Origin of the sequence: Nocardia sp. NPDC051463, assembly GCF_040681975.1 — a bacterium.
Taxonomy (GTDB): domain Bacteria; phylum Actinomycetota; class Actinomycetes; order Mycobacteriales; family Mycobacteriaceae; genus Nocardia.
Genome location: NZ_JBFBAB010000015.1, coordinates 16,728 through 40,432, shown reverse-complemented (window position 1 = coordinate 40,432; position 23,705 = coordinate 16,728). Strand labels below are relative to the sequence as shown.

The window sequence follows — 23,705 nt, the reverse complement described above, 5'->3', positions numbered from 1 at the left end:
TGATCGCGGCGACCTTCGGCGTCAGCCGCGCGACCCTGTATTGCTCACTGCCTGAGAAGGGCTGACTCGGTCCTACCTCTCAGCTCTTTGACGCTGGTATAGGGGCTTCGTTCCAGCTCGGGAACCGTCGCGTCGCCCGCTTCTCGGGTCGATCATGGTCACCTGACATCCAACTGCCACCTTCCCCCCACGCATTGAGAAGAACTCCGACCCAACGTCCATCGGCATCGATCAGGCAGTGCTCTTCGGCGTCGCCGCGACAGATCGCATCAATGAGTCTCAGTGCGGGCACCGGCTGACTGGTGTCCTCGGCGACGTAGTCGGTGACAATGTTGAAACACCATCCGGTTTCTATCCGGGCGGCCTCGTCGTCGAACCGGGTGACCGCGATCCTTCCCGACTTGTCGCCCGGCGGTATCGCACGTGCAGTAAGGAGCACGAGAGAATCATGGAGGAAAGTGTCGGCGCCGTGCTTCACTGCCAGATCACACAGTGCCACAACAAATTCGTCCCAGCCGCCATGTTCGCTCATCTTTGGTCGCTCCTTGTCAGCCGCAGGGGTTGGTGACGGTGCCCGAGTACTCCCAGGCCATCGACCCGGATGGACGTCCACCGTATACGCCGCTACCGGTCGCAGCCGTTCGGTACTCCCCGGCCTCGCACCTAAAATTGGACTGGCCAGTATATTTCTGGTTCGCCTTGGGCGAAGGGTACGGAGTCTTGTCGGGGCCGGAAACAACCACCCACTTGCCGTTTTGCTTCCGCTCGATCTGCACGGTGATCTCCAGCGAGTCGATGTCTGCTGTGCAAGAGATTCGACCCTTTCCCACGATCCAGCCGGGCGACCCCTTCGAGTGGTGCGGATTGTTCGCCTCCACGTGGCAGGTGGCGTTGCCGTTTCCGGGTGCGGCCCCGGCGATGGCTGGTACGAGTCCCGGCGCAGCCAGAGCCGCCGCGACCAGGCCTACGGCAATGGTGACTTTCCTGGTGTTCATTGCATTCCCCCTCGATTAGTTCGCTTGCGGCGGAACCGATTCCGAACCGCATCGAGTTGCGTGCGACATCCTGGACGCAGACGGCCTTGCCCTGCGCGTCGACCGACCGGGCTATATGGCGGTGGCGATGCACAAGGCGGGGCCGGTGGGGTTGTCAGGCTTTCCGACGCGGGGTGCTCGGATCCACCACAGGAGTCGAGAACGAGAGGGACCGATGCCCGAGGCGCTGACCCGTGAACGGCCCCTTCCACGGGCGGAGCCGCGGCCAGCCGAACGCATCAAAACGCCGAAGAGCGCGAGCCTCGAGATCGGATCGGGGTGGGTCTGCGATGGATCGAATCAATCGGGAATTTCCCCCAGTTGTACTGGCTTGCAATGGATTTCAATGCGCGACACGTAGAGTATCAAGCGCGTGTTTCGGTATGGTGGCGCACGCCTGAACTTTGACAACGCCCGGGCGATAACTCCGACTGTGGAAGAAGGACTTTCACCGTGCCGGTGCCCGGCCGGCGGCCCGATATGTGCGCCACACGACCACGCCGCACCAAGTGCTGGGCGCGATCGGATCGGCGCTGGAGCATATCGAAGGCACCCATTACAGCGCACCGTATGCCTGCGGGCTCAGCTTTTGGTGGTGCCGGTCAGCGGATCTCGACCACCACTTTGCCGAGGGCGCGGCCCGCGCCGACATGGGCCAGCGCGGCCGCGGTCTCGTCGAGCGTGAAACTGCGGTCGGTGTGGATAGCGATTCGGCCCGCGACACACAACTGCGCCAGGGGTGTGAAGTGCGCGGGGCCTTCCTTCACCGCGAGGACCCCGAGCCCGCGGCCGGTCACCATCCCGGCGACCACGCCGACCGTCGTCATCCGCAGCAACGCGCGTGTGGTGCCGCCGACGCAGCGGTAGCGGCCGCCGCGTGCGACCGACCTGCGATACGCGAAGATCGATCGGTGTGCGACGAGATCGAGTACCCGGTCGTACGGCCCGGTTCGGGTGAAGTCCTCGGCGCGATAGTCGATGACCTCGTCGGCGCCGAGCGTGCGCATGAACGCGAGTTTGGCGGCGTTGTCCACCCCGGTCACGTGCGCGCCTGCGCTTTTGGCCAACTGGATCGCAAACGCTCCCGAGCCCCCGCCCGCGCCGTTGATCAACACCGACATACCGGCGGCGATACCGGCCGTGCCCTGCAGTGCGATCGCCCCGGCTTGCGGCAGGGTCGACGCCTCGGCGAAGCTCAGCGACGCCGGTTTGCGGGCCAGCGCTGATTCGGGAGCCACGGCATATTCCGCGAACCCGCCCTTGAGCGTGAGATTGTCGCCGTAGACCTCCTCACCCGGCGCGAACAAAGTGACCTCGGAGCCAACGGCCTCGACCCGTCCAGCGATATCGGATCCCAGAACGGGGCGTCCGGGTGCCCGGAGCCCGCCGATGCGCGAATACAGCGGTGTCCCCCGCAGGGTCTCCCAATCGGAGAGGTTGACCGACGTCGCGTGCACCTGGACGAGCACTTGTTTCGGCCCCGGAGAAGGTACCGGGACTTCCGCGAGCGACAGCACCTCAGGGCCGCCGTAGCGGTCATACACGATGGCCCTCATACGATGCCGACACTGAGGATCGAGCGACAGTCTGACACACGCCAGACTCTAGTTGACTGCCCGCCCCGCGACCGACGAACTGTGCGTTGACATCCCACGACTCGCCGAACCCACTCCCGCACACCAGCAACGTCCTGTATCGCCGTTGCGACACGAAACCGCACGATGCGAGTGAAGTCGCAGATAGGAGCGCCGAATTCGGTTCGGTTGTCAGGGCAGGCCAACGTCGCGCCCGCCGGATGTCGCCAGGCTGATCTCACAGTCAGCTCGACGTGCTGGCGCTGTGCACCGGGCCGCGTGAGCGCTCGTGGTTGCTGGGCTCATCGTGAGTCCTCCGCTGCCCACGCGAACCTCGTCCCTACTTGTCGCCCGTGTAGTAGACCGTCATCAAGTGGCCCGCCTCGCCACTGTTATTCACCTCCGCCAGAAGAGGTTTGAACACTACGGCCTCGATCGCCACATCTCCCAAGCCACCGACGGTCTCATCGGCAAACTTCTTCAATAGATCGATGACCCCCCTCGCTACCGATACCGCGTTGCACCGCGAGTTCCTGGACGCCGCTCGCACCGCGCTCGACGAAATCATCGACACGCCCTGACATCTGGAATGTCGCCTTACCATCGAGCAGTGCTGAGCCGTCGTCAGATCTCTCTCGCTCCCGAACCTGGATCGCCGCCGTAACCGCCGAATCCCCCTCTACCAAGCGACATCTCGAACCTCGTTGGATTTCGGCGTCTACTACCGGCCCGCTCGAGCTGGCATCGGCCAGAGGATCGCCCACATGACGACCCCTAGCGGAAGCGCGACCACGACGATCCACCCGAGCACGATCATCGGTGGACTCCGGCGACCGGCGACCAGCGGGCGAACGATACGCGGGGAGCTGCGCACTCCACATCGGCGACCGCCATCAACCGATTCAGCACCGTTGCGTCGACATGCGCCGACGACGACAACAGCAGCACATCGGCCCCCGAGGACTCGATCTGTTCGACCAGCCCTAGCGGTGAACCAGGATCGGCCCAGTGCAGCGCGTATCCCAACCGCCGCGCCAATCGCCGCACCTGTGCCGAATCCCATTCCGGTATCGGCGACGACGGATCTATCCATCCGATCGCGTCCATCTCCCGCCCCCTTTCAGCCGTCCGGTTGGTATGCACCCCCCGCCGAGGACTACCGAGGCATCGACCGGGCGGCGGGTCTGAAAACCACGCTAGGCGTGTGTCTTTCACACACGGAGCAGTTAGTCGTCCACACGCGTCCACAACCGGGACAACGCACGGTTACCGTTGCTCTCATGAACCCCGGCGGGGAGAACGTGACAGGTGAGCGGCTGCGCGCTGCGCGGGAGGCGGCAGGGCTCAGTCTCTCCGCGCTGGCCGCGCGTACGCACTACAGCAAGGCGATGCTCGGAATGCTGGAGAACGAGCAGCGCCAGATCAGACCGGAACACGCCCGCGCCTATGCCGACGCGCTGGGGATCGGCTCGGCGCTGTTCGTCGAGCCGGCCGATGGCGAACAGGCAGCGGCCGAGTGGATTCAGCGGGCGGCGGCGTCGGACATCGGAGGCGACACCCTCGAGCGCCTGGAGTTGGCGGCAGACGACTTGGCTGCGGCCTACCCGACGACTCCGCCCGGCGAATTGCTCGTCCGCATCCGTCAGCATCTCGGCTACGCCGGGCGCCTGATGGACAGCCGGAAGACGCTGACCCAGCACCGCCGGTTGCTCGTAACGGTCGGTTGGCTGTCGCTGCTCGCGAGCACCTGCCACATCGACCTCGGAGAGCTACCCGCCGCAGCGGCACGCGGTCACCTGGCATGGAAGCTCGCCGACGAAGCACAGCACTCGGAGATCGCGGCATGGTGCCTCGAAACACGGGCATGGCAACAGCTCACGGACGGCGTGTTCATAGCGGCGGCCGAGCTGTCACGCGCCGCTCAGACCATAGCGCCGGAGGACAGTTCGGCGTTCATCCAGGCAACGGCTCAGGAGGGCCGCGCACTGGCACGGCTCGGAGACAGCAAGGGCACGAACCAGGCGCTGCGCAAAGTAGCCAGGCTGGTGTCCGGGCTGAGCGTTCCTGACCGGCCAGAGCATCACTTCCGGTACGACCCCACGAAGTCGGACGCCTACGTGGCCACCACGCTGGCCTGGCTCGGTGATCCGGCGGCCGAAGCCTACGCGCGGCACGTTCTCACTGACCTCGCAGGAGCTGCGTCTGTCCGACCGCGCCGCATCGCGATGGCGAACCTTGATCTGGGTCTGGCACTCGTCGCCGCCGACAAGCCTGATGAAGCGGCGGAGGTGGCGCTGGCCGTGGTGACCTCCGGCAACTTGGTGCCCTCCCACTATTGGCGCGTGGCCGAGGTGGTCTCGAGGATCGAAGAAAAATGCGCACCGGACGCGGATGCCGTTCGCGAAGCATTCCGCGACCGCTACAGGTCGCAGCCGCTCGATAATCCCCGTCCTCGCACCTGAAGTTGAACTTGCCAGTATATTTCTGGTTCGCCTCGAGTGAACGATCTCGAGTCTTGTCGGGCCGGAAACAACCACCCACTTGTCGTTTGCTTCCGCTCGATTTGCACGGGATCTCACTTTCTCGACCGCTGTTATGACAGCACGTTCTCCTTCCCAGCTCGCGAGCCTCGAAGGTGTATTCTGCTGCTGGTATGTACTGGCTGCGGAGCAGGCTGAACAGCGATATCCACCAGCACTACATGAGGGCTGAATAATGGAGTCCGATCCTGATTCTCATGCCTATTGGAGCGAGGAACACAAGCTGTGGTTGCCCAAGGGCCGCACCGAGCTACCCGGCCCTACTGCACCGCACGTCGAGCCCGAGCCGAACCGCTCGAGTCTTCGCATACCGATTGCTCGTCTCGTCGCGCTGGTCATCACCGCGGCACTTGTCGGCCTGATCTTGGTTCTCCTCCACGATGTCATTCCGGGGGCACTGGTTGAGTTGATCGCGCTGGTTCCGGTGCTCTTCTTCGATCTGACTGCCCGCACCATCGAGCGCCGCAAGTTCGCATGGCCGACGACCTTCCGCAGCATCGTCGGCACCAGACCGTGGTACGTGTCGGCTGTCGGCTATGCGGCACTGCTCGTCGCCATGGCCGATCTCACCGGCGCGCTGCTGCAAGCCGTTGGCGGGACCGTCGCGCTCCTCGGACTGCTGAACATCGTCATCGGTGTCGCTATGGGCGTCTTCATCGGCTGGCGTGTCGGGCTGCACGGCCGGCCTCTTTCGACCATCGTCGAAACGGCATTTCTCGCAGGCCTGCTCGGTGGGCTGTTCGACCTCGTCCTGGTCGGTAGGGAAAGGTTCAGCGAGGTCCACGCCGGTGCCACCCTGGTGGCCGTGGTGATCGTGAACGGCATCGTGTTCACCGCCACTGGATTCGTCGGATACCTCGGCCTGACGACATGGCGACGCCTGCGCCCGCCGCGCCTATTACTGTCCCCGGATCGACTACACGTCTGGGACGGCATCGCGTGGCAACGGGTCGAACCCGATCGCCGCTCATATCGCAGCGGCGGCAAGCGGGTCGTCTTCACACCGCAGGCGACGTCATCCCGACACGGGCCATCGCACCCGTAGAGTGCCCGCAAGTTCCGTACGGCGGGTCGGATTCTCCCTCTTTTTGCTGTCGACCTACTACCCGGTCGCCGCCGGCCGGAAGCTCATGTACCGCTGGGAAACATCCGGATATATGAGCTGATAGTCATCTTCCGAATACGGACCCACAACCCGAAAATCTCCACCGTTCACCATGCCCCCGGTACTTGTTCGGGTGCAGTTGCGGGAGTTGAATCCATCCAGCGCGAACGCGTTTCGCACCTGCAACTCCGTGCCTTTCACAACAGTGCCGATCGGTTGCGGCAAGGTAATGCCCTTGCACTCGCTACCGCCGGTCCATGTCAGCGTCACGCTCCAGTTCGATCCCGTCTGATGGATCGTGACCAACCCTCTCGCTGCCTGCGTGGGCGCTGCCAACGCCACCGCTACCGCAACCGCCCCGACAAACGCTCCACACGCAATCAACCGGATATGCATGATTCGGTCCTAAATTCCAGCCTGATCCAATATGTCGATTTTGCGCCTCATTGCCACGATCGGCGAATACCCGTCAATAGGCGAAATACTCCTGATGGCCCGTGTATAGCGTCCGACGGCCGAACCGTGGCGAAGATCCAGGCGTACAGGCCCCTCTTCACAGTCGGGCACCCCGGAAACGGACCGCCTGCAGCCGACCCCACCCCTTACTTAGCCCCGCTCAGACCACATAGCATCGAAGCGGCCGCCGCCTGCTGGAATCCACCGCACTCACCATCACCGCCACCGCCCGCGCGATGATCAGCGCATGGAGATTCCCGGATATGTCGTCGAAGCCGAGGCGGAACTGTACGACGCGACCGCGCTTGCCGAGGATCCGGCGTTCTGGTCCTATCACCTCTGCGGGACAGTGAACGGAGCACACGAATTTTTCGGGGTGCCCGACGAGGACTTCCGCCGCATGCGCGACCGGCTGACCGACCCCACACGCTGGCCGGTACTGACGATCTCGCTCTCGGGTGGGCACGCGGTGTTCATCGTGTACGAGAACTATGAGCTGACGCCCGCCGTCGAGTACGAGTACGCGGTGAACTATCTGCTGCGTCCGGCGGCGCGGGCGACCACGCTGCCGCTGAGCACCACGGATATGGAGGGCAGCTACGCGGGACTGCGCTGGCCGGAACTCGCCGCACTGGCCACCCCGGCCGGTGTCGGCGGGATCCAGCGCTCAGGAGCCCGACTGCTTGCCACGCTGCCGATTCTCGGCGACGCGGACCTACCGCTGGCGGCGGCCACCGACATGGTCACCGAGGCATTGCGTGAACTGGGCGCGACGGCCCCTGCCGCCCAGGCGGCAGCGCTGCTCACCGACCGCGAGTTCTGCGGCGACGAATCGTGGGCGGCGAACGCCGACGGCGTGTGGACATGTGAGGACAAATCCAGCAGCCGCTATCGCGGCGACAGTCCGTCGCCGCAACGCGAGACCGACCTCGTCACGATCAGCCGCGCGCTCGATCCCCACCGCACCTAGCGGCCACAGTGCACTCGCAATCACCGCGGCGTCTCGACGAGCCGAAGTCGATCGGGTCCCATTGATTCGTGCGATGTCTTCCGGGAAGATCTGCCGCAGATCGGTACCGGCGTTGGCGGCGGGGGTGCCGCTGGCCGCACCGACGCGACCACATTCCGGTCGCTGCGCAATTCGGTGTATCGGCACCCGAGCGGAATACTGCATGCTCCCAGCATCTTCCGCCATGTCGACGGCAACTATGACCTCGCCTACACCGCGTCTGGAGGCGGCCGCTGCATCGGGTTCGCGCGCAGCGCAGATCGTGTCGACTGGACACGACTCAGCGACTTCATCGTCCGATGGGGGGATCGAGGCCTGTTGGCGCCCGAGTGGTTCGTCGACCTCGACAGCCGCGTCGGCATCGTCGTGTCGCTGAGTCGTTTCACGACGTACCTGATGACGGCGGCCACCGACCCGTCGTTGCGGTCGCGGACTGCATTCACGCCAATGGGCGGCCTGATATCGAACCTGCGTTTTCCCGGAGAACCTGCCGGAATCCCAAACCTGAGCGACGGTTCGATCCGCTGCCCGCCTACCAGAAGATCAGTTGTCTTCGATCCGAGCTCTCTTGGAAATCGGGTGCCAAATTCTGTTCGAACGATCCGTACTGTTCACTGAACGGGCATATCGTCCACCGACCAGAGTATGGACATAGAGGAAGCAGTCCGAGGCGCGCGGCTACTTGCCTTGTTTCCGTTACGGTCCGTGCGCGCCGAAGCATTGAATGAATTGGCGCGCCGGCAAACAAGCTCATCGTGAGCCGGCTGACTACAGAGTCCACCTATCACTGACCGAGGCCCACCGCGCGGCCGCGGGCACGCTGGCGCTGCGCTGCGTGATATTCGGTGGCGAGGCACTGGATCTGCGTGCCGACCGGTGCCGAGCACTCAGGGCAATTAGCGGCACAGGGCAGCGAAAAGCACCCGAGTTACCCCACATCCCGGCGGAGCCAGGTGACTTCCGCGCCGGATTCGACGCCGTAACGGTAAATCTCCAGGTCTTCGTCCCATGCGGTGCCCAGGGCCCGGTCGATTTCGGCGGCGAGGTCGTATCCCGCGTACTTGCCGAGTTCACGGGAGGCCTGCAGAAGGGCGCGCAGGCGCATCTCGCCGAGGGTGACATCGCCGTTGGCGCTTGTGGAACCGTGCCAGAGGCCGAGGTTGGGCACGAAGCTGTAGCGCTCGCCGTCGACGCCGTCGCTGGGGTCTTCGGTGACCTCGAAGCGCAGCACCGGCCACGACCGCAAGGATTGGGCTATCCGGGCCGCGGTGCCTACCGGCCCGACCCAGTCACTGGTTGCGCGTAATTGGCCGTCGGCGGGCTGCGCGGTCCAGCGCAGCTTCGCGGGAGCGGCCAAGGCCGAGGTAAGTGCCCACTCGATGTGTGGACACAGCGCGGCAGGCGACGAGTGGATGTAAACCACACCCGCCGTCGCGTCCGCGAACTGACTCGATGCGCGCACCACTAACACCTCCAGCTTCGACGAGGGACGTCTTCCCCAACGACTCGTCGAATCCAGCGTTGCCTGAGTGTACTGGAGTGCCCGGAGTTACACGTGTTACTTCGGAAGCATGTTCCATGGTGTTACTCCGGTGCCTCATTTCGTGCAAAAGTCGACTCCGCGATCACCGCATCGGAGAAGACCGGCCAAACCTCCCGCGCCCAGTCGCCGAAATTCTCGTCGGTCAGCGCGATACTCGCCACCCCTATTTTCGGATCGACCCACAGAAATGTGCCGGACTGCCCGAAATGGCCATAGGTACCAGGCGAATTACCACCGCCGGTCCAGTGCGGCGATTTGCCGTCACGGATCTCGAAACCGAGTCCCCAGTCGTTGGGTCGCTGCGAACCGTAACCGGGCAGCACACCGCCCAGCCCCGGAAATTGGACCGACGTGGCTTCGGCGTGCGTCTGCACGGAGATCAGCTGCGGATTCAGCAACTCCGCGGCGAAGCGCGTCAGATCGGCGACGGTGGAGCGGCCCGCGTGTCCGGCGGGGCCGGTCAGCACCGAGGCAGTCATACCGAGCGGTTCGAAGACCGCATCGTGCAGATATTCGGCGAACCCGATCCCGGACTGCTCGGCGACGAACGCGGCGAGCACCTCGAAGCCGACACTGGAGTAGATCCGTCGAGTTCCCGGCGCGGCCAGTACATCGGTCGTGTCGAAGGCAAAACCGGAGGTGTGCGCCAGCAGATGTCGCACCGTCGATCCCGGTGGGCCCGCGGGCTGGTCGAGTTCGATCGCGCCCTCCTCCACCGCGACGAGCACCGCATAGGCGACCAGCGGTTTGGTCACCGACGCGAGCGGAAACACTCGCTCGACATCGCCCGCGGTCGTCGCGCCCGCGCCGGTGACGACACCTGCCCCCGCATGCCGAACCGGCCAATCCTTGATCTGCTCGAGTGAACGCACCAGGCGAGCGTACGAGACACCCGGCAGGCCGGGGTAAGCGGACGCTGCCACCGATTCCGCGACGAAACGTGTCCGGATACTCGACCGGGTCCGCACCGACCGACACCCACCGGCTCCGGTACCGCCGGTACCATCTCCGAACCATGAGCGCACAGCCCACTATCCACGGCGAGGTGGAGTCCGGTTTCGGACCCGTCGCCGACGCATTTCGCCGCAACTTCTCCGAGCACGGCGAAATCGGTGCCGCGGTGGCCGTCTACGTGGGCGATCGCCCGGTCGTCGATCTGTGGGCAGGTCATCGCGACCGGCGCCGGACGCTGCCGTGGGAGCGGGACACGATCGTCCCGGTGTTCTCCTCGACGAAGGGCATGGCCGGATTCGTCATCGCCGCACTGGTATCGCGCGGCCTGCTCGACTACGAGGAACGGGTCGCGACGTACTGGCCGGAGTTCGGGGTCAACGGCAAGGATGCCGTCACGGTCCGGCAGCTGATCGATCATCAGGCGGGCCTGTCCGGTCTGGACACCGTCGTCCGACTCCCCCAGCTCGCGGACCTCGACGGGCTGGCGACCATCCTCGCCGCGCAGAAACCCGCATGGCGTCCCGGCACCCGGCACGGCTATCACGCCATCACCCTCGGCCTGTATCAAGGCGAACTGGTGCGCCGCGTCGATCCCGCGCGCCGCTCGCTGGGCCGCGTCTTTGCCGAGGAGATCGCGAAAGCGCTCGGACTCGACTTCTTCATCGGCCTTCCCGCCGAGCAGAACATGGATCGTATCGCCGGCCTCGCCGCCACCGAGGGCCTGGACATCCTGCGCTACGAACGCGATATCCCCCTGCGGATCGGCGCCGAATTATTCGCCAAGCGCGGGTTTTCCTATGCGGCGCTGAATAATCCGCGGGTGGGCGCACCGGCAAGGGCGGCTCGGCGCGAGTTCCTCGAGGTCGAGATGCCCGGCTCCAACGGTGTCGGCAATGCCAGATCGCTGGCCATGGCATACGGCGCTGCCGCGGGTCGCACCGGAGCGCTGCCGATCGACAACGATGTACTCGACCGTCTCGCCGCCGCGGACACGGCCGATGATGTACCCGCCGAAGACCTGGTGCTGCACACCAAGAGTCGATACCACCTCGGTTTCCGCAAGTCGCGCGGCTCGTTCAGCTTCGGCTCCGACAAGCGTGCCTATGGCACAACGGGCCTCGGCGGCTCGTTCGGATTCGCCGATCCAGCAACCGGTCTCGGCTTCGGCTACTCGATGAACCGCCTCGGTCTCGCGGTGCTCGACGATGTCCGCAGTCGTAATCTGCGCGCGGCGCTGCTGCACTGTCACGTCTGATCACACACAGGGTGACACCCCACGCGGAATTAGACTGATACTGCTCGACCAGCCGGCCGGATCGATCAATCGGGAACCCCGCACGGAATCGAGGAGCTCGTGGCAGCGAAACCAGCGAATATCGACGCCTATATCGGATCATTCCCTGCGGAGGTCGCCGCGGTCCTCACAGAAATCCGGCGCACGATCACCGGCGTGCTGCCGAACGCGACCGAGGCGATCACCTACAACATCCCGACCTTCACGCTGAACGGTCACGACATCGTTCATTTCGCGGGCTGGAAACAGCACGTCAGCCTGTATCCGATCCCAGAAGGCGATGCCGCGTTCGACCGCGAGATCGCGCCGTACCGGGCCGGCAAGGGGACGTTGACATTCCCGCTCGGCAAGCCGATTCCCTACGACCTCGTCGCACGAATCGCCGCCATGCTCGCCGAGCGGTGACCGGCGCGACTGTTACCAGTCGGCCTCGGTGTACTTGATGATGCCGCGAATATTCTTGCCGTCCAACATGTCCTGGTAGCCCTGGTTGATCTCCTCCAGGGAGTAGCTGCGGGTCACCATGTCGTCCAGGTTGAGCTGGCCTGCCTTGTACAGCGACAGCAGATGCGGTGCGTCCTGGCGGGCGTTGCCGCCGCCGAAGATGCAGCCCTTCACCGTTTTCTGCAGCATGGACAGCAGGAAGGTGTTCATCTTGACGTCGCCTGCGTCCATGCGGCCCATCGAGGTGATCACCAGGGTGCCCGCCTTGGCTGTCAGAATCAGGCCCTCTTCGACGTAGTCGCCGTGCATTTCCCCCATGGTGAGGATGACCTTCTGCGCCATCCGGCCCTCGGTGGCCTCGATCAGCGGCATGATCGCGGCGGCCATGCTCTCGTAGGTGTGCGTGGCGCCGAACTTCTGCGCCTGCTCGCGCTTCCACGGGTTCGGATCGATCGCAACAACTTTGGAGGCGCCGGAGAGCACCGCGCCCTGCAGGGCGCTCATGCCGACACCGCCGATACCTGCGATCACCACGGTCTCGCCCGGCTTGACCTCGGCGACATGGGTGGAGGACCCGAAGCCGGTCGGCACGCCACAGCCGACGAGGCAGGCGACCTCGAACGGGATGGTCGGGTCGATCTTCACCACCGAGGTGTGGTGCACCGTCATGTACGGCGCGAAGGTGCCGAGCAGACACATGGGGATGACATTCTCACCACGGGCCTGGATTCGATAGGTGCCGTCGCTGATCGCCTGACCCATCAGCAGCCCAGCGCCCAGGTCGCACAGCGCCATATTGCCGCTCACGCACGCCGGACAGCGGCCGCAGGCCGGGATGAACGACAGGATCACGTGGTCGCCGACCTGCAGATCGGCGGGGCAGTTGGGCCCGAGCTTGGTGATCACGCCCGCGCCTTCGTGGCCGCCCATCACGGGGTAGCCGGGCATCGGAGTCGCACCGGTCACGATGTGGTGGTCCGAGTGGCACATTCCGGCGGTTTCCATCCGGATCTGAACCTCACCGGCGACCGGGTCACCGACCTCGATCTCCTCCACCGACCACGGCTGGTCGATCCCCCACAGGATCGCGCCTTTCGTCTTCATTCGTGTAGACCTCTCGCATGCACGGGCTTCTATGTGACTGCACCCACACTACGAGAAAACTGTAACGCGTTCTAGTACTGGGTCGAAAATTCGTCGGTGTCGATCAGCGGAACTCCGGAACCGGTCCCAATCCCCGCTGCTGCCGACCCACTCGCTTCAGATCCTGCCCGATGTCAGCCGCGCACGTCGTGCACATGGTGAATCACGTCGTGCGCGAAATAGCCCGCGAGAGTCTCCACGGTGAAGGTCGAGCCGTCGCTGCGCCGCACCTGGAATCCACGGTCGGCGACCGGCACCGATTCGAGCGCGCGCGCCACCTGGTCGGCGGCTTCGGCCAGTTCGGCGGCAACGGCGGCCGGGTCCTGCTCGCCGTATCGGTCGGCGATCGCCGTTTCGTCCTGGTCCCAGTTCGAGAACACCGGCACCCCGTCGGCTGCCTCCGCGGCATCGAGCCCCTGCGCATCGAAGGCGGGCACCAGGGGATCGGCCGCCTCGGCCCGGGCCGCGATTGCGGTGCGATAGGCGAAGATTCGGCACACGTCACGCACATGGGCGGCGTACTCCAGCGTCGACCACGTCCCCTCGTCCGGACGAGTGAGCGCGTCCGGGAGGGTTAATCTCGCCGCCAACCGACGGGCGTACTCCCGCGCCAACCCGGGGACGGCTTCGTACGGCGTTGCGGCGGCGTCGAATCCACATTCCGGACAGCACCGCTCGAGAACCCAGGTCCAGTTCTTCGCATCAGGCACGATTGGCATGCGCCCGACCCTATTGCTGACCGAATAACATCAGCCACATAAATCCAGCCACATGTCCACGAGATTCCGACACCCCATGGCCATCACAGCGACGCCTGCCCCCCGGGTCGAGAAGCCACTCAGTCGGAACTCCTGCCCGCCAGACCTTGTCAGGCGTCACGCCCATGTGTGACGACCCCGGACTACTCCATCAAGCTCTGTGCGCGCTCGAAGAGCTCGAGAGTGATCGCGTGCAGGAAGTCGCCGACCTGCTTGGGTGCCTTGCCCGCGAAAGCACGGGCATGGGTGCCTTCCAGCACGATGCCGAGCTTGAAGCAGGCCAGCACCGTGTACCACGGGACCACGCTGAGATCGCGGTCGGAGAACTTCCCGTAGTGCGCGATCATCTCCTCCGGGGTCGGTAGCCCGCCGACCGCACCGAGTTTGCCGACCAGTGCCGCACCCGCTGTGCCCGGTACCGGACGGGTCGCGATCTGCCAGCCGAGATCCAGCAGCGGATCGCCGATGGTGGACATCTCCCAGTCCACCATCGCCGCCACCTCGGGACCGTCCAAGGAGAACATCATGTTCGCTAGGTGACAGTCGCCGTGCAGGATGCCAGGAGTCCACTGCGCGGGTCGGTTGCGATCGAGCCACTCGCCGACCTGCCGCACGCCCGGGATCTCCGGGCCGGGGTACCCCTCGTTGGCCGAATAGGATTCGAGTTCACCGAGCCAGCGCGGCACCTGCCGTTCCAGGAAGCCATCGGGTTTGCCATAGTCGGCGAGTCCGAGCGCCTGGTAGTCGAGCGCCCCGAGGCGCGCGATGGCCTCCACCGCCGACAGACCCATCTGCCGCCGAATCTCCGGATCCCCCGCGTGCAGCTCGGGCAGCTCGTTCTGTGGGTTGAATCCGGTGATCGGCTCCATCAGATAGAAGACGGCGCCGAGGACGGTTTCGTCGGGGCAGGCGGCGATCACTCGCGGCGCCCGCACCTCAGCACCGTCGAGGGCCCCGAGCAGCCTCGCCTCGCGCCGGATCACCTCATTGCTCTTGGCACGCAGGTGTTTGGGGCCGCGGCGCAAAACGTAGTCCCGGCCGCCCCTGGCGAAGCGCAGCATGATGTTCTGCGTCCCGCCGCCGAGCGGAGTCACCCCCTCGAACTCACCACCAGGCAGACCCTGCTCATCCATCCACTTCCCCACCACGGTGAAGTCGACAACGTCACGATCCACGTCGACCGGCTGCGCAACAGACATGTCCGACATTGTGCCTCATCGATTCACTCCAACTGAAGGCAGTTGACAACAGTCCGCCGTTCCGGCCTGCGCGTAGGGTTCCAGGCACCATGCACACGTTGTTGATCGACAATTACGACTCGTTCACCTATAACCTGTATCAGCTGATCAGCGAGGTGAACGGCGTAGAACCGACAGTGGTGCGCAACGACGAGTTCGACGATCTCACGCGGCTGGATCTCGCCCGTTTCGACAACATTGTCATCTCCCCAGGCCCCGGCCGACCCGACGTCGCCCGTGATGTCGGCATCTCGGCAGCAGTGATCCGCGAGGCGGAGCTGCCCCTGCTCGGGGTGTGCCTCGGACACCAAGGGATCGTGGTCGCGGCAGGCGGCGTGGTCTCGGGCGCGCCCGCGGCCCGGCACGGATATCTCGACCACATCGAACACGACGGCAGCGACCTGTTCGCCGGACTTCCCCCTGGCTTCACCGCTGTGCGCTACCACTCGCTGTGCGCTCAGCGTCCGCTTCCCGACAGCCTCGAAATCACGGCGGTCGCCGCCGACGGGGTGATCATGGGCGTCCGGCACCGCAGTAGACCGCAATGGGGCGTGCAGTTCCATCCCGAATCGATAGCCGGCGAGCACGGCGCGGCGCTGCTGCGAAACTTCGCCGAACTCACCGCGGCCCAGCCGGTGGCACCGCATGTGCACCGGTTCGTGACAGGTCGATCGGGGACGGGGCGGTCCTCGACCATCGGACAGTCCGGATCCATCACCCGGGTGCGTGAGCAACATGTGTCCGGCACAACGGGATTCGTCCGAGCAGCCGAGCGGTTCACGCCCACGATCGAGCGCGGAACCGGGCTCGGCTACGACACACCCGTGCGCCCCCGGCAGATCGAACACACCGTCATCGAACGAGCCATCGATTCCGAGGCCGCCTTCCTCCGGCTGTATGCGGACTCCCCGACCGCATTCTGGCTCGACAGCGAACACGTCGAACCCGGCCTGGACCGATTCTCCTTCCTCGGCGACGCGGGCGGCCCACTGGCCGAAGTGGTTCGCTATCGGGTCGGCGAGGGCGCGGTCACCGTCGAGTCCTCCGATGGGGGCCGAGACCGCGTCCCCGGCACGATCCTCGACTATCTCGCCGCCGAGACCCGCCGGAGATTTGTCGAACTGCCAGATCTGCCTTTCGATTTCGCAGGCGGCTATGTCGGCTACCTCGGTTACGAGGTCAAGGCCGAGTGCGGAGCCGAGGCGGCACACCGTGCGCCGACACCGGACGCGCAGTGGATCTTCGCCGATCGGATCGTCGTCGTCGACCATGTGGGTGGGCGCACGCATTTGCTCGCGCTCACCGATCTCGCGCCGGAGGCGCTGCGCGCGAGCGCGGACTGGCTGCGTGATACCCGCGAGATCCTGGAAGCCCTGCCTACATGGGCGAATCCACCGACGCTCGAAGCATTCACCGACACCGCCGCCGTGACGTCGCTGTTTACCCGGGGCCGCGATCGCTACCTGGCCGACATTGCCGTCTGCCAGGACCGGTTGCACGCGGGCGAGTCCTACGAAATCTGCCTCACCGACAACGCGACCTTCGCCGCCGCCGAGTCCGACGGCCTCGACTTCTACCGCCGTCTTCGTCGCTGTAATCCCGCGCCGTATGCCGCATATCTGCGCTTCGACGACCTCGAAATCGCGTGCTCCTCACCGGAACGCTTCCTCAAGATCGACCGCGCACGCACCGTGGAGAGCAAGCCGATCAAAGGCACCGCGCCCCGCGGCAGCACTCCCGCCGAGGACGAGCGGCTGCGCCGCGAGCTGGCCGACAGTCCGAAGACCCGCGCCGAGAACCTGATGATCGTCGACCTGCTGCGCAACGACCTCGGCCGGGTGTGCCAGATCGGCAGCGTGCACGTCCCGAAGCTGATGGCCACCGAGACGTATTCGACCATGCACCAACTGGTCTCGACCGTCCGCGGCACGCTGCGCCCGAACGTCGATGCCGTCGATTGCCTGCGCGCTTGTTTCCCCGGCGGCTCGATGACCGGCGCCCCCAAGAAGCGCACCATGGAAATCATCGACGAACTGGAAACCGAAGCACGCGGCGTTTACTCGGGCACCATCGGCTTCCTCGGCCTGGCCGGCACCGCCGACCTCAATATCGTCATCCGCACCGCCGTCCGCCACAACGGTCTATGGCGCATCGGCGCGGGCGGCGCCATCGTCCTCGACTCCGACCCCGAGGACGAGTACCACGAGACGCTCCTGAAGGCGGCCGCCACCTACCGGGCCGCGCGCTAGGCAGCACCGGCATCCGGCGTCGAATCCGTGCCCGATGTCATATCGGCTGCGCTTCCTCGGCTCCGCGCCGGTTGCGGGCATCTACTGTGGACGTGAACGTCGACAGTAAAAGCACGCTCTCGACTCGACAGTCACCTACCGGCGACCACGGGACCACGCGAACTGCCCGGCCGAGTTACTTCTTTCGGCCGCGCGACCGTGGTGGTTGCGGCTCGACCGGCGCTTCCGCAGCGCGACCGGTGAATCGGCCGAGAATCGAGACGCCCGGTAACCGGGACAGTGCGGTGAAGAGGTCTTCGCCGAGCCCGATCATCGCCTCGAGCCGCGGCAACAGTCGGTCGTAGGCCGCGAATGCCGGATCCGCGAGTGCCAGGGTGCGGTCGAGGCGGTCGATGGTGGAGTTGAGGCGGTCGACCGCGGTCGAGAGATTCTCGATCAGGTCGGGCAATTGCGCCGCCAACTGCGCCGACGCCGGTGGTAGTCGCACTGCGGCGTCGAAGGCCTGCCCCGCCGTCAGCTGAGCCGCATCCAGCGCCGCGCCTGCCGCCGACTGGGCCGCGGCCGCCGCGGACTGCGCGGCGGCCAGGATGTCGCCCGCACTCGGCACACGCGGCGCTTTCGGAGGCGTCGCTTTCCGGCCTGACCCTTTTGGGGTGCTCATGACACCACTGTGCCGTACCGGACGGCCGATCGAAAGGAAGACCTACCGGTCAGTCTGTGACCAGTTCTGGACAAGGCCGACGCGGCGTGTTCAGGTACCGTCCGCGCTCCACCGAATGAATCCGTGCGGAATGGACGGCACGTACCCGACCTGCTTTCGCCGACTCCCTGCACCGCGCACCGCCGAGCATCGACCTCGCGGAATTCGGCGTGTCGGACCCGCGTGGCATAGTTCCAGCACGATGAAACTCAGCAAAGGTGCCAACGCACCGGTACCGACATCCCTTCTTGCCGTGGTTGTTTCATGGCGGTCGGACCATGTCGTCGATGCGCATGCGCTGTTGCTGAACGAATCGGGCTCGGTACGGACCGATCGCGATCTCGTGTTCTTCAACGCACCACGGCATGTCTCGCAGGCGGTGACACTCGACCAGGAACCCGCGCCGGGCACGGCCCGGCTGAGCGTCTCGTTGCCGCGCACCGAAACCGACGTGCAGCGAATCGTCATCGCGGGCTCGGTCGACGAAGGCACCTTCGGCAACATCACAAGCTTGACGCTCACTGTCCACGCCGCCGACGGCCCGGTAACGCAATTCGAGGTCACCGACACCGACTCGGTGGCCGCGATGATGTTCGGCGAGTTCTACCGCAGGGACGGTCAGTGGCGGTTCCGCGCCATCGGACAGGGGTGGTCGAGTGGGTTGGCGGGGCTCGTCACCGAATTCGGTGTCAGCGTCGAGGATCCGGCCGAGCGGACCCCGGAGCGCTCGCCCGCCACCCGATCCGCGAACCCGTTCGGCAGGACGCACCCTCCGACGGCACCCCGACTGGTGGGCACCGCCGACGGGAATCGGTCGGCGGCAACCACTCCCCGATCGGTGGCCCCGCTCGACCGAACTCGCGCGGCGCAGCGAGAGTCCCGATCCATCGAACACGCGCCGGGTGCCCGGCTGTCCGCGCGCACCGACTCGTTCGATGACGCCGGGCTACCCCCGAACGCCGACCGGTCCAGCGACCCGTCGGACCGAAGTCGAGCAACGGCGCCATCCCGGCCGGTCGACCTCGAGCGCCATGGTGGATCGGTCGATCAAGCGCCACCGCCGCCCCCGAATCCACAACGCGCAGACTGGCATTCGGACCCGGATGACCCCGCGCGGCTGCGTTGGTGGGACGGGAAAGAATGGACCGGGGCGACCTACCCGCGCAGGCAAGTGAGTCCTCGCGACTGCGCACGGTGTGCCAACCCGCTGCGCCGCAAGCTATTCGGCGGCCTCGCGCCGTGCCAGGTCTGCGCGCTCGAGATCGAGGAATTCCTCACCCACTGGCACACCCAGGCCTGGCGGGCGCTCACGACATCGGGACCACGCGGCGAGGACTGGGCCGCATTGTGGGCGTCGCTGCGATATCAGCGCATCGACGAGAGCGCGGGTCGCGAGGCACTGCGCGAAGCCGCACTCAGCTATGTGGAACGGTTGGTCACCTTCGCCTTCGCCGACGGGGAGGTGGAGCTCGCCGAGTTCGAGGCGTTCGAGCATGCCATCGCGGAGCTGGCGCTGAGCGGGCCGCTGATCGAAGACCTGCGCAGGCGAATGCACCGCGGCCGCACGCTATCTCGACTGCGAGCGGGCGATCTGCCGATGATCCGAACGCCGGGACTGCACCTCGATCCGGAGGAGAAGGTGCACTTAGATCTGCCCGCGATCCATGTCCGGCAGTTGGCACGTGGCCCGAAACTCACCGACGGCCGACTGATCGGCAGCAATAAGAAGCTCCGCTTCGTCGGGGCCGACACCGGCATCGAACTGCCTTGGGCACGAATCGTTTCCGTGCACCGCGAGCAGAACACGGTGGTGCTCGCCGCCACCTCGGCACGCGGCGGCGCGACCTTCGAAGTCGCCGATCCCGACTACGTCGCCGCGGCACTGGAAGGCGCGCTGCGGGTCGCCAAGCGACTGATCCTCACCCCTGGCCAACGCGACACCCGCAGCATCCCGCAGGAGGTCAAAGCCGAAGTATGGCAACGTGACGGTGGCAAATGCGTCGAATGCGGCGACGGCCACTACCTGGAGTTCGACCACATCATCCCGCTCAGCCGCGGTGGCGCGACCAGCGCGTCAAACCTCCAAATCCTGTGCCGCGCCTGCAATCGCACCAAGGGCGCCCGAATCTGACCGTCGCGGGCACCCAACCGGCGGATGGCCGGCGCATGAGGACCGCTGCCTGATCGGTGATCAAAATCCGGCGGTCCGGCCCAGCTCCGCCAGCATCGTGTCGAACAGGATCTCGGGGTCGGACAACGGGATCGGGTAATTGCCGAAGACTTCGAGGGTGACATGGCCGTAGAGGCGGGCCCAGATCTGAATCATCAGATAGGTCACCCCGAGGTCCAGCTTTTCGGCAGGGAACTTCTGGCCTGCTTCCGACATCGCGGACAGCAGCTCGGTCTGGAAGCCGACCAGATCCTCGCGCAGCTCCGCGGGAATCACATCGGTCGGGGGCGTCACGACCTCGTAGGTCGCGAGCAGGCGGCCAGCGGCGGCCAGAAATATCCGGCCGAACGGCTCGTCGAAGCGCCGCATCACGCCCGAGCGGCCCGCGCCGGGCGAGGCGAATACCAGGGTGAACTCCCTAGTGTGTGCCAGCGCCCAGCGCCGGAAACCCTTGCAGATGGCGAAGAACTGCACCGCGCCGTCATCGGGCAGGGTGTCGATCTCGGCCGACAGCTCGGCCGCGAGATCGGCACAGAACTCCAGGCGCAGGCTCTCCAACAGATCGTCGAGTGACCGGTAGTAGCGGTACAGCGCAGGGGCGGTGATCCCCAGTTCCCGTGCGATGGCCCGCAATGTGACCGCATCCGGCCCGTGCTCGACCAGCAGGGCACGGGCCACCCGCCGGATGTCTCCGTCGGAGACCACCGGCGCGCGGCCGCGCGGTTTACTCATACCGAGATTCAAGCGTATTCGACCTCCCAGCGCTTGATGCCGTTGAGCCAGCCCGAGCGCAGCCGCACCGGGTCCGACACCTGGCGCAGGTTCGGCATGACGTCGGCGATGGCGTTGAACATCAGGTCGATCTCCAACCGAGCCAGATTCGCGCCGACACAGTAGTGGGTACCAGTGCCGCCGAAGCCGACGTGCGGGTTCGGGTTGCGCAGCACGTCGAAGGTGAACGGGTCCTCGAAACCCTCCTCGTCGAAATTGGCCGACCCGTAGAACAATCCGACCCGCTGCCCCTTCTTGATCTCCTGGCCGCCGATCTCGGTGTCCTGTGTCGCGGTACGTTGGAACGCGGTCACGGGGGTGGCCCAGCGCACGATCTCGTCGGGCGCGGTGCGCGGCCGCTGCTGCTTGTAGAGCTCCCACTGGTCGGGGTTGTCGACGAATGCCTTCATGCCGTGGGTGATCGAGTTGCGGGTGGTCTCGTTTCCCGCCACCGAAAGCAGGATGACGAAGAATGCGAACTCGTCGGAGCCCAGGTTCTCGCCATTGATATCGGCACTGATCAGCTGGGTGACGATATCGTCGGCCGGGCACTTGCGCCGCTCTTCGGCCATGTTCCAGGCGTAGCCCATGACTTCGGCGGTGGCGGTGTGATGGTTGCCGTCGAACTCCGGATCGTCGTAGGAGATCATCTGGTTGGTCCAGTCGAAGAGCTTCTTGCGGTCGTCCTGCGGGACGCCGATGAGCTCGGCAATGGCTTGTAGCGGCAGCTCGCACGCGATCTGCTCGACGAAGTCGCCGCGGCCGGACTTCTTGGCGTCGTGCACGATCTTGGCCGCCTGCTCGGTGAGTGCGGCGCGCAGGCTCTCGACCGCGCGTGGGGTGAAGCCTTTGGAGATGATGCGGCGGATCTTGGTGTGCTGCGGCGGATCGAGGTTCAGCATCAGCATGTTGCCGAGCATGTCGATCTGCTCGCGCGTGGTCTCCTCGTTGAACCGGATGATCGCGGTGTTCTCGTGCGAGGAGAACACCTCCGGATTCTTGGAGATCTCCTTGATGTGGTCGAGCTTGGACACCACCCAGTAGCCGCCGTCGTCGAAGCCGCTGGCCCGGTCGGACTGAGCGCACCACCACACCGGGGCGGTGCGACGCAGCTCGGCGAATTCCTGGACGGGCAGACGGTTGGCGAGCAGGTCGGGGTCGGTGAAGTCGAATCCTGCGGGGATCGAGGGCGTGGTCACGGCTATCTCCTACCGGTCTGGGCTGCAGACCTCACAACGATGTGTGGAACACGTTCCATAGGAGATGGAACCACAGCACACCCTCTCGTGAACAGTGTTTACTAAAACCTGTTTACTTTTCTTGGCCTGCGCTCAGGAAACCCGACAGTTCGCGCGAAACAGTGCACGGCGACCTCGACCAAGGCTGTAATGGGGTGACAAACTCGCTCGATGCTCCTTTCGGAGGCTCTCACCATGACCAGCCTGTACGAGCACGCCGGCGGCGACGAGGCATTGCACCGCGTCGAAGCGGCGTTCTACGAGAAGGTTCTCGCCGACCCGGTGTTGAAAACCCAGTTCACCGAACGGGTCCCCGACCATGTCGACCACCTCACCTGGTTCACCGCCGAATCCTTCGGTGGCCCAACCCGTTTCACCGAGCAATTGGGATTCGACCACATCATCGCCGTGCACCGCGGCCTGGCCATCACCGACGAGCAACGCCAGCGCTTCGCCGATCTGTACATCGAGGCGTTCGAGGAAGCGGGCCTGCTCGACAACGAGGAATTTCGGGCCGCCGTGCGCTCGCACGCCGAGTTCGGTGCGCGCGTGGCGCAACAGAACTCGCACGCCGCGACAGACGAGGAACTGCACCCGATCCGGGCGGTACCACAATGGACCTGGGAGGGCGACGACTGAACATCAGCCCCGCGGGATCCGCCGGGCTATCAGATCGATCATCATCTGCGCCAGCGCACCAGTGACATCCGAGGTCTGCTCGTCCGGGGTGCCGCGGGTGTGGGCGGCCACGGCGAAACCTGGCCCGAACGAGGCCGAGGCCACCTCTTTCGGCCCGGAATCCGACCAGCCCCACTTGGTTCCGATCACACCGGGCAACCTGCTGGTGCCCCAATCCTGGGCGGTGCCATCGGCGGCTGTGTCGTCGGCCGCCGCCATCCAGCCGAAAATCGGCGACTCGGGATCGGTTCGCTGCTTGATGTGCAGGAAAGTGGCCACGTCCGCGGTGCTGGTGTACGACATGCCCCAGTTGGCGCCTGCCTTGGTCCCGGTGAGCCCGTATTCCGCGGCGACGGCGTCGATCGCCTGCGGATACTTGGCTGCGATCAGCTCGGCCGCGCCGTCGTCCGAATCACGGATCATACGCTCGGCGAGCGACCGATCCGACGTCGAGCCGTCGCCGTGTCGCAGTACATAGTCGACGATGTAGAGCTTCACCATAGACAGCCCGGTGCGCATCTCGTGCTCGTTGGCCGTGCCCCATTCGATACCGGGGACTATCGACCGGAACGAGATCGCGGTGCGCGAAGGGACGACACCCGGGTCGGCGGCGTCCAGGACGCCGCTGAGCGCCTCGGCCGCGACACCGATCAAGTCGACCACGGCCGAACTCGCGGCAGCGTTGGACCACTCTCCAGCGGGGCTGCGCACCTCCACACCGACATCGGCGGCAGCGCCGGGTGCCGCGAGCGCAAGAAACGCCCCCGTAGTAAGGACCGAGAGGATGACAGTCCGACAGCCCATCAT

General features: G+C 65.5%; 22 protein-coding genes. 8 read left to right on the top strand and 14 right to left on the bottom strand.

Annotated elements, in window-relative coordinates; translation table 11 throughout:
• Window positions 1–79 precede the first annotated feature (79 nt).
• The 4 genes from AB0M74_RS20270 to AB0M74_RS20255 all read right to left on the bottom strand — a co-directional run bounded on the left by AB0M74_RS20270 (window position 80) and on the right by AB0M74_RS20255 (window position 3,715).
• Window positions 80–532: a hypothetical protein gene (locus AB0M74_RS20270; protein WP_366527813.1), complete on the bottom strand. Its 453-nt coding sequence runs from the start codon at window positions 530–532 to the stop codon at window positions 80–82.
• A gap of 16 nt (window positions 533–548) precedes the next feature.
• A complete protein-coding gene (locus tag AB0M74_RS20265) occupies window positions 549–995 on the bottom strand; it encodes a hypothetical protein (RefSeq protein WP_366527812.1) in 447 nt (148 codons plus the stop codon).
• 641 nt (window positions 996–1,636) lie between these two features.
• Window positions 1,637–2,590: an NAD(P)-dependent alcohol dehydrogenase gene (locus AB0M74_RS20260; RefSeq protein ID WP_366527811.1), complete on the bottom strand. Its 954-nt coding sequence runs from the start codon at window positions 2,588–2,590 to the stop codon at window positions 1,637–1,639.
• Window positions 2,591–3,421: 831 nt separating this feature from the next.
• The gene (locus AB0M74_RS20255) at window positions 3,422–3,715 is read right to left on the bottom strand and encodes a hypothetical protein (protein WP_366527810.1); all 294 of its coding nucleotides are present in this window, start codon (window positions 3,713–3,715) and stop codon (window positions 3,422–3,424) included.
• A 173-nt stretch (window positions 3,716–3,888) separates the two neighbouring features.
• Between AB0M74_RS20255 and AB0M74_RS20250 the strand changes: the two genes are divergently transcribed.
• Window positions 3,889–5,070: a helix-turn-helix transcriptional regulator gene (locus AB0M74_RS20250; RefSeq protein ID WP_366527809.1), complete on the top strand. Its 1,182-nt coding sequence runs from the start codon at window positions 3,889–3,891 to the stop codon at window positions 5,068–5,070.
• 253 nt (window positions 5,071–5,323) lie between these two features.
• Window positions 5,324–6,193, top strand: coding sequence for a hypothetical protein (locus tag AB0M74_RS20245; RefSeq protein WP_366527808.1), 870 nt, complete (start codon window positions 5,324–5,326; stop codon window positions 6,191–6,193).
• A 57-nt stretch (window positions 6,194–6,250) separates the two neighbouring features.
• Here AB0M74_RS20245 and AB0M74_RS20240 read toward each other — a convergent pair whose 3' ends face one another.
• Window positions 6,251–6,649 (bottom strand): hypothetical protein, encoded by a 399-nt coding sequence (locus AB0M74_RS20240; RefSeq protein ID WP_366527807.1) that lies wholly within the window; start codon window positions 6,647–6,649, stop codon window positions 6,251–6,253.
• Between the two features lie 307 nt (window positions 6,650–6,956).
• Between AB0M74_RS20240 and AB0M74_RS20235 the strand changes: the two genes are divergently transcribed.
• Window positions 6,957–7,679, top strand: coding sequence for a hypothetical protein (locus AB0M74_RS20235; RefSeq protein ID WP_366527806.1), 723 nt, complete (start codon window positions 6,957–6,959; stop codon window positions 7,677–7,679).
• Window positions 7,680–8,646: 967 nt separating this feature from the next.
• On the opposite strand, the gene AB0M74_RS20230 is transcribed toward AB0M74_RS20235, so the two are convergent.
• Window positions 8,647–9,180: a DUF3145 domain-containing protein gene (locus tag AB0M74_RS20230; protein ID WP_366527805.1), complete on the bottom strand. Its 534-nt coding sequence runs from the start codon at window positions 9,178–9,180 to the stop codon at window positions 8,647–8,649.
• Window positions 9,181–9,302: 122 nt separating this feature from the next.
• A complete protein-coding gene (locus tag AB0M74_RS20225) occupies window positions 9,303–10,133 on the bottom strand; it encodes a serine hydrolase domain-containing protein (RefSeq protein WP_366527804.1) in 831 nt (276 codons plus the stop codon).
• A 143-nt stretch (window positions 10,134–10,276) separates the two neighbouring features.
• On the opposite strand from AB0M74_RS20225, the gene AB0M74_RS20220 reads away from it, so the two are divergent.
• Together AB0M74_RS20220 and AB0M74_RS20215 are read left to right on the top strand one after the other, a co-directional pair.
• A complete protein-coding gene (locus AB0M74_RS20220; RefSeq protein WP_366527803.1) occupies window positions 10,277–11,470 on the top strand; it encodes a serine hydrolase domain-containing protein in 1,194 nt (397 codons plus the stop codon).
• A gap of 99 nt (window positions 11,471–11,569) precedes the next feature.
• Window positions 11,570–11,914 carry a DUF1801 domain-containing protein gene (locus AB0M74_RS20215; protein WP_366527802.1) on the top strand — a complete coding sequence of 115 codons (345 nt, stop codon included), beginning with the start codon at window positions 11,570–11,572 and terminating at the stop codon, window positions 11,912–11,914.
• 12 nt (window positions 11,915–11,926) lie between these two features.
• Here AB0M74_RS20215 and AB0M74_RS20210 read toward each other — a convergent pair whose 3' ends face one another.
• The 3 genes from AB0M74_RS20210 to AB0M74_RS20200 all read right to left on the bottom strand — a co-directional run bounded on the left by AB0M74_RS20210 (window position 11,927) and on the right by AB0M74_RS20200 (window position 15,062).
• Window positions 11,927–13,057 (bottom strand): NDMA-dependent alcohol dehydrogenase, encoded by a 1,131-nt coding sequence (locus AB0M74_RS20210; RefSeq protein WP_366527801.1) that lies wholly within the window; start codon window positions 13,055–13,057, stop codon window positions 11,927–11,929.
• Between the two features lie 173 nt (window positions 13,058–13,230).
• Complete coding sequence (locus AB0M74_RS20205) at window positions 13,231–13,815, bottom strand: DinB family protein (protein WP_366527800.1); 585 nt, start codon at window positions 13,813–13,815, stop codon at window positions 13,231–13,233.
• 182 nt (window positions 13,816–13,997) lie between these two features.
• Entirely contained in the window at window positions 13,998–15,062 is a 1,065-nt protein-coding gene (locus AB0M74_RS20200) for a phosphotransferase family protein (protein ID WP_366527799.1), read from the bottom strand.
• Window positions 15,063–15,142: 80 nt separating this feature from the next.
• Here AB0M74_RS20200 and pabB point away from each other — a divergent pair, with 80 nt between their 5' ends.
• Entirely contained in the window at window positions 15,143–17,341 is a 2,199-nt protein-coding gene (gene pabB / locus AB0M74_RS20195) for an aminodeoxychorismate synthase component I (protein ID WP_366527798.1), read from the top strand.
• Between the two features lie 175 nt (window positions 17,342–17,516).
• On the opposite strand, the gene AB0M74_RS20190 is transcribed toward pabB, so the two are convergent.
• The gene (locus AB0M74_RS20190) at window positions 17,517–18,002 is read right to left on the bottom strand and encodes a hypothetical protein (protein WP_366527797.1); all 486 of its coding nucleotides are present in this window, start codon (window positions 18,000–18,002) and stop codon (window positions 17,517–17,519) included.
• Between the two features lie 241 nt (window positions 18,003–18,243).
• On the opposite strand from AB0M74_RS20190, the gene AB0M74_RS20185 reads away from it, so the two are divergent.
• The gene (locus AB0M74_RS20185) at window positions 18,244–20,172 is read left to right on the top strand and encodes a TerD family protein (RefSeq protein WP_366527796.1); all 1,929 of its coding nucleotides are present in this window, start codon (window positions 18,244–18,246) and stop codon (window positions 20,170–20,172) included.
• Between the two features lie 60 nt (window positions 20,173–20,232).
• On the opposite strand, the gene AB0M74_RS20180 is transcribed toward AB0M74_RS20185, so the two are convergent.
• Window positions 20,233–20,943 carry a TetR/AcrR family transcriptional regulator gene (locus tag AB0M74_RS20180; RefSeq protein WP_366527795.1) on the bottom strand — a complete coding sequence of 237 codons (711 nt, stop codon included), beginning with the start codon at window positions 20,941–20,943 and terminating at the stop codon, window positions 20,233–20,235.
• An 8-nt stretch (window positions 20,944–20,951) separates the two neighbouring features.
• Window positions 20,952–22,181 carry a cytochrome P450 gene (locus AB0M74_RS20175; protein ID WP_366527794.1) on the bottom strand — a complete coding sequence of 410 codons (1,230 nt, stop codon included), beginning with the start codon at window positions 22,179–22,181 and terminating at the stop codon, window positions 20,952–20,954.
• Between the two features lie 234 nt (window positions 22,182–22,415).
• Here AB0M74_RS20175 and AB0M74_RS20170 point away from each other — a divergent pair, with 234 nt between their 5' ends.
• On the top strand, window positions 22,416–22,859 hold the full coding sequence (locus tag AB0M74_RS20170; RefSeq protein WP_366527793.1) for a group II truncated hemoglobin: 444 nt from the start codon (window positions 22,416–22,418) through the stop codon (window positions 22,857–22,859).
• 3 nt (window positions 22,860–22,862) lie between these two features.
• Here AB0M74_RS20170 and AB0M74_RS20165 read toward each other — a convergent pair whose 3' ends face one another.
• Window positions 22,863–23,705 carry a hypothetical protein gene (locus AB0M74_RS20165; RefSeq protein WP_366527792.1) on the bottom strand — a complete coding sequence of 281 codons (843 nt, stop codon included), beginning with the start codon at window positions 23,703–23,705 and terminating at the stop codon, window positions 22,863–22,865.

Coding starts and splice junctions, on each gene's coding strand:
- AB0M74_RS20170 (WP_366527793.1), top strand. CDS start 22,416: ATGACCAGCCTGTACGAGCACGCCGGCGGCGACGAGGCATTGCACCGC.
- AB0M74_RS20260 (WP_366527811.1), bottom strand. CDS start 2,590: ATGAGGGCCATCGTGTATGACCGCTACGGCGGCCCTGAGGTGCTGTCG.
- pabB (WP_366527798.1), top strand. CDS start 15,143: ATGCACACGTTGTTGATCGACAATTACGACTCGTTCACCTATAACCTG.
- AB0M74_RS20270 (WP_366527813.1), bottom strand. CDS start 532: ATGAGCGAACATGGCGGCTGGGACGAATTTGTTGTGGCACTGTGTGAT.
- AB0M74_RS20205 (WP_366527800.1), bottom strand. CDS start 13,815: ATGCCAATCGTGCCTGATGCGAAGAACTGGACCTGGGTTCTCGAGCGG.
- AB0M74_RS20185 (WP_366527796.1), top strand. CDS start 18,244: ATGAAACTCAGCAAAGGTGCCAACGCACCGGTACCGACATCCCTTCTT.
- AB0M74_RS20265 (WP_366527812.1), bottom strand. CDS start 995: ATGAACACCAGGAAAGTCACCATTGCCGTAGGCCTGGTCGCGGCGGCT.
- AB0M74_RS20200 (WP_366527799.1), bottom strand. CDS start 15,062: ATGTCGGACATGTCTGTTGCGCAGCCGGTCGACGTGGATCGTGACGTT.
- AB0M74_RS20220 (WP_366527803.1), top strand. CDS start 10,277: ATGAGCGCACAGCCCACTATCCACGGCGAGGTGGAGTCCGGTTTCGGA.
- AB0M74_RS20165 (WP_366527792.1), bottom strand. CDS start 23,705: ATGATGGGCTGTCGGACTGTCATCCTCTCGGTCCTTACTACGGGGGCG.
- AB0M74_RS20190 (WP_366527797.1), bottom strand. CDS start 18,002: ATGAGCACCCCAAAAGGGTCAGGCCGGAAAGCGACGCCTCCGAAAGCG.
- AB0M74_RS20255 (WP_366527810.1), bottom strand. CDS start 3,715: ATGGACGCGATCGGATGGATAGATCCGTCGTCGCCGATACCGGAATGG.
- AB0M74_RS20235 (WP_366527806.1), top strand. CDS start 6,957: ATGGAGATTCCCGGATATGTCGTCGAAGCCGAGGCGGAACTGTACGAC.
- AB0M74_RS20210 (WP_366527801.1), bottom strand. CDS start 13,057: ATGAAGACGAAAGGCGCGATCCTGTGGGGGATCGACCAGCCGTGGTCG.
- AB0M74_RS20180 (WP_366527795.1), bottom strand. CDS start 20,943: ATGAGTAAACCGCGCGGCCGCGCGCCGGTGGTCTCCGACGGAGACATC.
- AB0M74_RS20245 (WP_366527808.1), top strand. CDS start 5,324: ATGGAGTCCGATCCTGATTCTCATGCCTATTGGAGCGAGGAACACAAG.
- AB0M74_RS20250 (WP_366527809.1), top strand. CDS start 3,889: ATGAACCCCGGCGGGGAGAACGTGACAGGTGAGCGGCTGCGCGCTGCG.
- AB0M74_RS20240 (WP_366527807.1), bottom strand. CDS start 6,649: ATGCATATCCGGTTGATTGCGTGTGGAGCGTTTGTCGGGGCGGTTGCG.